The following is a 9089-nucleotide window of genomic DNA, read 5'->3' on the forward strand; positions in this document are numbered from 1 at the left end:
AAGGTAGACAGTGGATGGTAGAAGAGTCCATATCGCACCGCTACCCAGGTAAAATATTGTTCCCACAGAGAAATTTCTGCACGTAGACCCCACAAGCTAACAGGTGCAATGGTGAGCCACAAAAAGCCCACAAACAGCCACCTGCCATATATTGTTAACTGGTGTAGCCTTTGTACTTGTTGAGCAAAGGATAGGTCAGTTATTGACAATTGTTCGGATTGATCCATAGGCTGTGGGAAGGTGGGGGATGAGGAAGATGAGGGAGCAGGGGAAGAATAACTATTGGTTATTAACCAATGCCCAATGCCCAATGATTAGTTACCAGCAGATGTATCAATCGACTCACCATTGACTACCATAGTTGCTTGACCATTGCGCTCTCGCCACAAAGTTAGAAGAGTACTGGCGATGAAAATACTTGAATAAGCCCCTGCTGTAAAGCCAATAATTAAAGCTAAGGCAAAGTTTTTCAGAGTTTCGCCGCCAAACAGAAAGATAGCAAATAATGACAGCATTGTAGCAAAGGTCGTGTTGATAGACCTTGTTAAGGTTTGGTTTACTGCATCATCCACAATATCAGCAATTGGTCGATTGGGATTTATTTGCAGCGTCTCACGAATGCGATCGTAAATCACTACAGTATCGTTAACTGAGAAACCTGTAATTGTCAGCAGGGCAACGATGAAGAGACTATCTACTTCAGTACCCAGTACCAAACCCAAAATCGAAAACATCCCTGCTGTAATCAAGACATCATGAAGTAGAGCAACGATCGCAAACACCGCATAATCTAACTGGAACCGGAAGGTCAAGTAGATTATGATGCCTGCAAAGGAAACTATTAAAGCTATTACCCCAGACCTAAACAGCTCTGCCCCCAGAGTAGGGCCAACCGTGTCAAATTGATTTTTTTGCTCGTCAAAAACACCGACTTTTTCACTTAAGGCATTTTGCAAATTGGTACGCTGTTCGCGATCTAAGTTTTTTGTGCGAATTAATATACCATTTTCCGCACCAGTACCTTTGTCAGCAATAATTTGGATGCTGCTATCACCCAACCCCTGTGCTTTAGCTACTTCTCGAACGACATTGATATCAATTGGCTGGTCGCAGTTACCGGGTTTGGTACAATCTCGTTCAAACTGTAATCGTGTACCACCGACAAAATCCAAACTGGGACGTAGGGGTGCTTTAATGTTCGGGTTTTGCCAAGAAATCACCATTGAGATGATACCAGCGAGGATGACGGCAATAGAAATAGCCCACCAAAGCGATCGCGATTTATTAATACTTAGTTTCATTGAGTTACCTCTGCCTTATTTGATGCTGGCAGGTTCGGACAGAAATATTCTGGTTTCCGCAGTGCAGGAATTGTATATGCTAAAAACATGAAGGTACGACTACAAGTAATGGCGCTAAACATACTCACTGCTACGCCCAAAGCTAAAGTTAGGGCAAAGCCTTTCACCAAACCAGCCCCTAGCCAGAATAGTGCAGCACAGGCAATGACTGTGGTAACATTACCGTCCAAAATACTAGAAAAGGCCCGGTAAAAGCCAGATTCTATGGAACGATACAGGGATTTGCCCGCTTGCAATTCTTCCCGCGTCCGCTCAAAAATTAGTACATTTGCATCCACTGCCATCCCAATACTGAGGATAAAACCGGCAATTCCTGGCAGAGTTAGGGTGACACCCAACAAAGCAAAAGTAGCCCAGGTTAGCAGGGCGTAAATCAATAGGGCTACATCGGCAATCAGTCCTGGTAGTCTATAATACACCACCATAAATACTAATACTAAAGTCAGACCACCGATACCAGCGTAGATACTGCTAGTGATACTGTCTTTACCCAAGGTTGCCCCAACAGTGCGAATTTCTGCAATTTCTACTGGTACGGGTAATGCACCGCCACGCAGCTGCACACCTAAATCATTTGCTTCTTGTGGGGTAAAGCGTCCTGTAATTATGGCAGAACCACCAGTAATACCAGTGGCGGCAAATTCTATACCCACGGTAGGAGCGCTGATAAGCTCATTGTCTAGAAAAACACCAATGCTACGCCCAGTACCAGCAAGATTTTTTGTTAAATTGGCAAACAGTTGACCACCCTCTTGGTCGAAGCGAATCGCAACATGCCAGTTATTACCTTGACTGGGAGGTTCACCATAAGCATCCTTGAGGTATTTACCAATTAGGGGTGGTTTGGTGCTTTCAAACAATTCTGCGATCGCTTGATTATTTTTTTGCAAATCTTCTTGATTCTTGACAATTGCTGCTTTATCAGTACTCTTTCTTAACTCTTCTTGCTTGGCTTTCAATTCGGCTCTAGATGCTTGAAAAGCAAGGAGTTGAGTTTCTGTATTCGGCTTTTGGGTACGAAATTCTAACTGCGCCGTACCACCTAGCACCCGTTCGGCTTGCTCTGGGTCATTAACTCCTGGTAGTTGCACCAGTATTTTATCTGCGCCGACTGTTTGGATCAATGGCTCAGAAACACCCAGACCATTAATCCGGCCTTCGACAACTTTCTTCACACCTTCCAATTCTCGTTCGGTGATTTTGGGAATTTCCGCCGATGGTTTCACCTGAATTGTGAGCTGTGAGCCTCCGCGCAAGTCCAGCCCAAGAGGTATCGGAATTGTGGCAATCACCGTAATAGCGGCGATTATCATAACTAAAATCAAAATTAATAGCGATCGCTGTCTTTGCATACCATAACTCGCAACTGACAAAGGCTATAATAGCGCTCTTTTATGGAGTTATGAATGGTGAGTGGGGAGTAGGGATCGGGTATGGGGCATTGTTACTCTTCTCTTGCTAGTCCCCAGCCCCCAGCCCCCAGCCCCCAGTCTCCAGTCCCTAGACTCGCAACGCTACCATTTTTTCCACAGCTTCTACGATTTGCTCTGGTTGGACGATTGTTAGTCGTTCTAAGTTGCCGTTGTAAGGTGTGGGGATATCTTGGGAAGACAGCCGCAGTACTGGCGCATCTAATTCATCGAATAAGCGATCGTTTATTGAGGCAATAACTTCTGCTCCAATACCCGCAGTTCGCATGGATTCTTCTACAACAATAACTTTATGGGTTTTACGTACTGATGCACCAATTGTATCAAAATCTAATGGTTTGAGAGATATTAAATCGATAATTTCTGGATCATATCCTTGTTTTTCAAGAGTTTTTACTGCTTGTAGCACATGATGCCGCATTCGCGAGTAAGTAATAATTGTGACATCTTTTCCTTCACGCACAATTTCTGCTTTATCCAGAGGTAACAAGTATTCTTCTTCTGGTAAATCTTCTTTCAAGTTGTAAAGCAAAACGTGTTCAAAGAACAACACGGGGTTATCATCGCGGATAGCGGATTTCAGTAGTCCTTTAGCGTTTCTTGGTGTAGAGCAGGCAACAATTTTCAACCCTGGCACAGCTTGGAAGTAAGTTTCTAGTCGCTGGGAATGTTCTGCACCTAGCTGTCGTCCCACACCTCCAGGGCCGCGAATTACCATCGGAATTTTAAAGTTACCGCCAGAAGTATAACGCAGCATCCCAGCGTTGTTGGATATTTGGTTGAAGGCGAGCAGTAAAAAGCCCATATTCATGCCTTCAATGATGGGACGCAACCCTGTCATTGCTGCTCCCACTGCCATGCCAGTAAAGCTATTTTCGGCAATGGGGGTGTCTAAAATGCGGAGTTCGCCATATTTTTGGTACAGGTCTTTGGTAACTTTATAGGAACCGCCGTAGTGTCCGACATCTTCACCGAGAACGAATACGCTGGAATCACGCGCCATTTCTTCATCAATGGCTTCGCGTAAGGCGTTGAAAAATAGTGTTTCTGCCATTTAGACCTTTTATTACGATTATAGTTTTAGAATTTTATCGTGCTGCTGTCGCAAATACGGTGAGCGATCGCACTAGTTAGAGTTTAGGTTGTTTAAACAAACCACCTAAGCATAATATCAAAGCTATTTTCCCGTTAGCTAGAGGTAATTTAGAACCTGGAATTACCTCTACCTACAGCTAGGTTCTCACTTAACCTCCATACACTAAATAGTAACTTTAATCAAGTAGAAGCTTTCAAAGCTGCTTCTTTTTGGGAGTGCAACAACAAACCATATTCCAAGCCTTCCACCACCGCTTGATAAGAAGCCTCCAAAATGTTGGTGGAAACTCCTACTGTAGTCCAGCGTTGACGACCATTGCCTGACTCTACCAACACACGGGTTTTCGCCGCAGTGCCCGTATGTCCGTTGAGAATCCGCACTTTGTAATCTGTCAAATCAAAGGTTGCTATTTGAGGATAAAAATTCACTAAAGCCTTGCGTAAAGCCGCATCCAAAGCTGCCACAGGACCATTACCTTCCGCCGCCTCCAGAATATTTTTGCCATCAACAGCTATTTTGACTGTGGCTAAGGCATTGCTAGTTTCTTTCCCCTCAATCAAGTCACAGTGGACTTGAAAACCTTTGACTTCAAAAAACTTCTGGCGACCTCCCAAAGCTTCATGCATCAACAGCGCAAAACTGGCCTCTGCTGCTTCAAATTGAAATCCTTCACTCTCCAAATCTTTGAGGCGCTGGAGAATTTGCTTGGCTTCAGCCTTCTGTTGATCGAGGTCAATGCCAAAACTGCGGGCTTTGGCTAAAACATTGCTAAGTCCAGACTGTTCAGAAATCACGATGCGGCGATGATTCCCGACTTGTTCCGGCTGAATATGTTCGTAAGTTAGGGGATTACGTTCCACAGCTGATACATGAATACCGCCCTTGTGGGCAAAAGCCGAAAGTCCGACAAAGGGAGCGTGTTCATCTGGTGCGAGATTGACCACCTCACTCACAAAACGACTAGCTTCTGTAAGTTGTGTTAGCTGGTCTTCTGTGATACAACTGTAACCCAGCTTCAATTGTAAATTGGGAATTAACGAACAGAGGTTAGCATTACCGCAACGTTCACCGTAACCATTAATTGTCCCCTGTACCATCTTTGCCCCCGCCCTCACGGCGGCTATTGCATTAGCAACCGCCATTTCCGAATCGTTATGAGTGTGAATTCCAATTTGGGGGATTGGGGATTGGGAAGATTCTTTGCTAGCCCCCAGTCCCCAGTCCCCAGTCCCCAGTTCCTCAGTCACCCCTACCACATCTTGAACAATTTGGCTAATTTCATGGGGTAAAGTGCCACCATTAGTATCACAAAGGACTAACCATTCAGCACCAGATGCGATCGCAGCCTCTAATGTCTGTAAAGCATAATCTCGATTGTGCTTGTAGCCATCAAACCAATGTTCGGCATCGTAGATAATGCGACGCCCTTGAGAACGGAGGTACTCAATTGTGTCGCGGATCATCGCCAAATTTTCTTCTAATGTCGTCTTGAGGCTGGTTGTGACATGTAAATCCCAAGACTTGCCAAAAATCGTTACCCAGCGAGTCCCCGCAGCCAAAATATCCTGTAGCATCGGTTCGGTTGCGGCAGTGGAATTGGGGCGGCGAGTCGAACAAAAAGCCACAATTTCAGCTTGTTTAAGTGGATCTTCTTGGAGTTGCCAGAAAAATTGTACATCCTTGGGATTGGCACCAGGCCAACCGCCTTCAATAAAGGGAATTCCCAGTTGATCGAGTCTACGAGCAATGCGTAACTTATCTTCTATCGATACTGATAGCCCCTCGCGCTGAGTGCCATCTCGTAATGTAGTGTCATAGAGCCAAAGTTGAGGTGAAGAATTTGTGGTCATAAAACTGGGACCGACGAGACAACTTTCAAGGCAATGTGTCAATATACAACAAAACGCCAGTTTGGCAATTTAAAAATGCCTAAGGTACTAGCTCAAGGTAAAACAATTGAGTGCGTAAGCAAAAGCAATCTCCGAACAATTTTGCTGCAAAATGGAATTGAACTCTACAATGACGGTGCTAAGTTAATAAACTGTCGGGGCATTGGCAGTTGCGGAACTTGCGCGGTTAAGGTAGAGGGAGAAGTATCAGCAGCGAATTGGCGTGATCGAGCACGGCGTTCGCTTCCTCCCCATTCTCCTACAACAGACTTGCGTTTAGCCTGTCAAACTCTGGTTTTAGGCGATGTGAAAGTGACAAAGTTTGATGGATTTTGGGGACAAGGATCTCGAATAGTGTGGACACCAAAAGGTTAAAAAGGAGTAAGACAAGATGGGTAGATGGACACCCTTAATTTTAATGGCTGGAGGTTTGGCCATTCTGCTTGGTACATTACTGGGCATCAACTTTCCTATGGGAGTACAAACCGCTAACGCTCCCAGTGACAAAAAATCACAAGTCCTGCCAGCTAATATCAATGTTAATAGCAGTGCTGGCAGCAAGAATGAAGAAACTGCAACTGAAGGAAATGGAACAACCGAAACAAACGCAAACAGACGCGGTATCGTAGCTCCAAGACCTGAGAACAGGAGTAACGTTGCTCAGAATCCTTCTGATGACTCAACATCACCTACTGACACTACAACAGACAACAATACAGATTCTTCACAAACAAATACGCCATCCAGCGAGACAAATCAAGGCAACGAACCAATTCGCGCCTTGTGGTAACGATAGATCCGTCTATAGTTACGAGTTATAAGTTATAAGTTATGAGTTATGAGTTATTAGTTATGTACTAATGACTAATGGCTAATGACTAGTGACTAATGACTAATGACTAGTGAGATTGTAATTATTGGTGGCGGCGTTATTGGTTTAGCGATCGCCATTGAGCTAAAACTGCGCGGGGCAAGTGTCACCGTGCTTTGTCGTGACTTCCTGGCTGCCGCTACTCATGCCGCCGCCGGGATGTTAGCACCAGATGCGGAGAACATCCCTAATGGGGCAATGCATTCTTTGTGTTGGCGATCGCGTGCATTATATCCCGACTGGACGCGCAAACTAGAAGAACTAACTGGCTTAAATACTGGCTACCGTTCCTGCGGTATCCTTGCACCCCTCTTTGGAGAGGCAGGGGGGCAAGGAGCAGGGGGAGATGAGGGAGCAGGGGGAGCAGGGGGAGCAGGGGGAGCAGGGGGAGATAGGGAAGTAAATTCTTCCTCCTCATCTCCCTCATCCTCCTCATCCCCGGCTTACTGGTTAAACAAAGAGGCAATTCATCAATATCAGCCAGGATTGGGAGCAGAGGTAGTTGGTGGCTGGTGGTATCCTGAAGACGCACAAGTTGATAATAAGGCTCTAGCTCAGGTATTGTGGACGGCGGCTGAGTCTGTTGGTGTTAAACTCAAAGACGGGATTACAGTAGAAGCATTTTTACAGCAGCAAGGGCAAGTGGTTGGCGTGCAAACCAATGCGGGAATAATTCGCGCCGCGCACTATGTTTTAGCTTCAGGTGCTTGGTCAAATGAGTTATTACCAGTACCCGTGCGTCCCAGAAAAGGGCAAATGCTGAGTGTGCGGATACCAGAAATTGCGCCGGAATTGCCCTTGAAGCGGGTTTTGTTTGGGCAGGATATTTACATCGTACCAAGACGCGATCGCCTTGTGATTGGCGCAACCAGCGAAGATGTTGGTTTCATTCCCAACAACACCCCAGAAGGCATTCAAATACTATTACAAGCTGCCATCCGGCTGTATCCCCAACTCAAGCATTATCCCATCCAAGAATTCTGGTGGGGATTTCGCCCAGCCACCCCCGATGAGTTGCCCATCCTTGGCACTAGCCATTGTGAAAATTTAACCCTTGCTACAGGCCATTACCGTAACGGGATTCTACTTGCGCCCATCACAGCCGCATTGATTGCCGATTTCATCTTGGAACAAAAGTCTGACCCTCTACTTGCTAATTTTCACTATTCGCGCTTTCAGTCCAAGCCATCTACCTCCACACCAATGCTGACTCACTCTGCCAATTTCTCCAACGGGAATCGTCCTGCCATATCCCCCCATTCCCCACTCCCCACTCTCGACTCCCCACTAATTATTGCTGGCAAAACCTTCCAATCCCGCTTGATGACGGGAACTGGGAAGTATCGCAGCATTGAAGAAATGCAGCAAAGCATCGCCGCCAGTGATTGCCAGATTGTCACCGTGGCAGTCCGACGGGTACAAACCAAGGCCCCCGGACATGAAGGTTTAGCTGAAGCCTTAGATTGGACAAAAATCTGGATGTTGCCTAATACCGCAGGTTGCCAAACTGCTGAAGAGGCGATTCGGGTAGCGCGTTTAGGGCGAGAAATGGCGAAATTGTTAGGGCAGGAAGATAATAATTTTATAAAGTTAGAAGTAATACCTGACCTTAAGTATTTACTCCCAGATCCAATTGGGACGTTGCAAGCCGCAGAACAATTAGTTAAAGAAGGTTTTGCAGTATTGCCCTATATTAACGCTGACCCCATGTTAGCCAAACGTTTAGAAGAAGTAGGCTGTGCTACAGTCATGCCTTTAGCATCGCCAATTGGTTCTGGACAAGGACTAAAAACAACCGCCAACATTCAAATCATCATCGAAAATGCGGGTGTACCAGTAGTGGTAGATGCCGGAATTGGTTCACCCTCAGAAGCCGCCCAGGCAATGGAATTGGGAGCAGACGCTTTGTTGATTAATAGTGCGATCGCACTTTCTCCTAACCCGCCAGCAATGGCTCGTGCCATGAATTTAGCAACAGTTGCCGGTCGTTTGGCATATCTTGCTGGCAGAATGCCTATCAAAGACTACGCCAGCCCTAGTTCACCTTTGACTGGGACGATTACTAGTTAGGGAATGGGGAGTGGGGAGTGGGGAGCAGAAGTTGCAGTAAGTTTTTCCCCCTGCTCCCTGCTCCCTGCTCCCCGCCCCTTTGCCTCCTTTAAATGCCCAATGTAACGATTTGTCTAGCAGTTTCAGAGCGGATCTAGCATTTATGTAACATTAAATGAACAATAAATACAAAGGAATTAATTCATGCCCTATACAAACGAAGAAGGCGGCCTTCTAAATAATTTTGCCCGGGAACCAAAGATTTATCAAGCAGAACCCCCCACAGAAGGGCAAAAGCGAACTTATCTTTTAATAGGAATAGTCGCTACAGTTTTGGTTGGCGGCTTGATTCTAGTTGCCTTCTTTGTTTCTAAGAGCAGCTGATCGTAAAAT

At 45.8% G+C, this 9089-nt stretch carries 8 protein-coding genes and 1 pseudogene; 4 read left to right on the forward strand and 5 right to left on the reverse strand.

Features of this window, described 5'->3' with window-relative positions; genetic code table 11:
• The 5 genes and pseudogenes from VE944_RS14025 to cimA all read right to left on the reverse strand — a co-directional run.
• Positions 1–227 (reverse strand): annotated as a pseudogene (locus VE944_RS14025) (hypothetical protein); the annotation flags it as partial.
• A gap of 87 nt (positions 228–314) precedes the next feature.
• On the reverse strand, positions 315–1301 hold the full coding sequence (gene secF, locus VE944_RS14030; RefSeq protein WP_324977961.1) for a protein translocase subunit SecF: 987 nt from the start codon (positions 1299–1301) through the stop codon (positions 315–317).
• Positions 1298–2713 (reverse strand): protein translocase subunit SecD, encoded by a 1416-nt coding sequence (gene secD, locus VE944_RS14035; RefSeq protein ID WP_324977974.1) that lies wholly within the window; start codon positions 2711–2713, stop codon positions 1298–1300. Before secD ends, secF begins: the two co-directional genes overlap by 4 nt.
• A 148-nt stretch (positions 2714–2861) precedes the next feature.
• A complete protein-coding gene (locus VE944_RS14040; RefSeq protein WP_324977963.1) occupies positions 2862–3845 on the reverse strand; it encodes an alpha-ketoacid dehydrogenase subunit beta in 984 nt (327 codons plus the stop codon).
• Between the two features lie 221 nt (positions 3846–4066).
• Positions 4067–5737, reverse strand: a complete 1671-nt coding sequence (gene cimA, locus VE944_RS14045; protein WP_324977965.1) for a citramalate synthase — start codon at positions 5735–5737, stop codon at positions 4067–4069.
• Positions 5738–5812: 75 nt separating this feature from the next.
• Here cimA and VE944_RS14050 point away from each other — a divergent pair, with 75 nt between their 5' ends.
• From VE944_RS14050 to psb34, 4 genes are all read left to right on the forward strand, one after another.
• The gene (locus VE944_RS14050) at positions 5813–6151 is read left to right on the forward strand and encodes a 2Fe-2S iron-sulfur cluster-binding protein (RefSeq protein WP_324977966.1); all 339 of its coding nucleotides are present in this window, start codon (positions 5813–5815) and stop codon (positions 6149–6151) included.
• Positions 6152–6167: 16 nt separating this feature from the next.
• Complete coding sequence (locus VE944_RS14055; RefSeq protein ID WP_324977968.1) at positions 6168–6566, forward strand: hypothetical protein; 399 nt, start codon at positions 6168–6170, stop codon at positions 6564–6566.
• A 105-nt stretch (positions 6567–6671) separates the two neighbouring features.
• Positions 6672–8717 carry a thiazole synthase gene (locus VE944_RS14060; RefSeq protein WP_324977970.1) on the forward strand — a complete coding sequence of 682 codons (2046 nt, stop codon included), beginning with the start codon at positions 6672–6674 and terminating at the stop codon, positions 8715–8717.
• A gap of 183 nt (positions 8718–8900) precedes the next feature.
• The gene (gene psb34 / locus VE944_RS14065) at positions 8901–9080 is read left to right on the forward strand and encodes a photosystem II assembly protein Psb34 (RefSeq protein WP_324977972.1); all 180 of its coding nucleotides are present in this window, start codon (positions 8901–8903) and stop codon (positions 9078–9080) included.
• The last annotated feature ends 9 nt before the right edge of the window (positions 9081–9089 follow it).

The sequence above is a fragment of the Nostoc sp. genome (assembly GCF_035638895.1).
In the GTDB taxonomy this organism is placed as follows: Bacteria; Cyanobacteriota; Cyanobacteriia; order Cyanobacteriales; family Nostocaceae; genus Nostoc.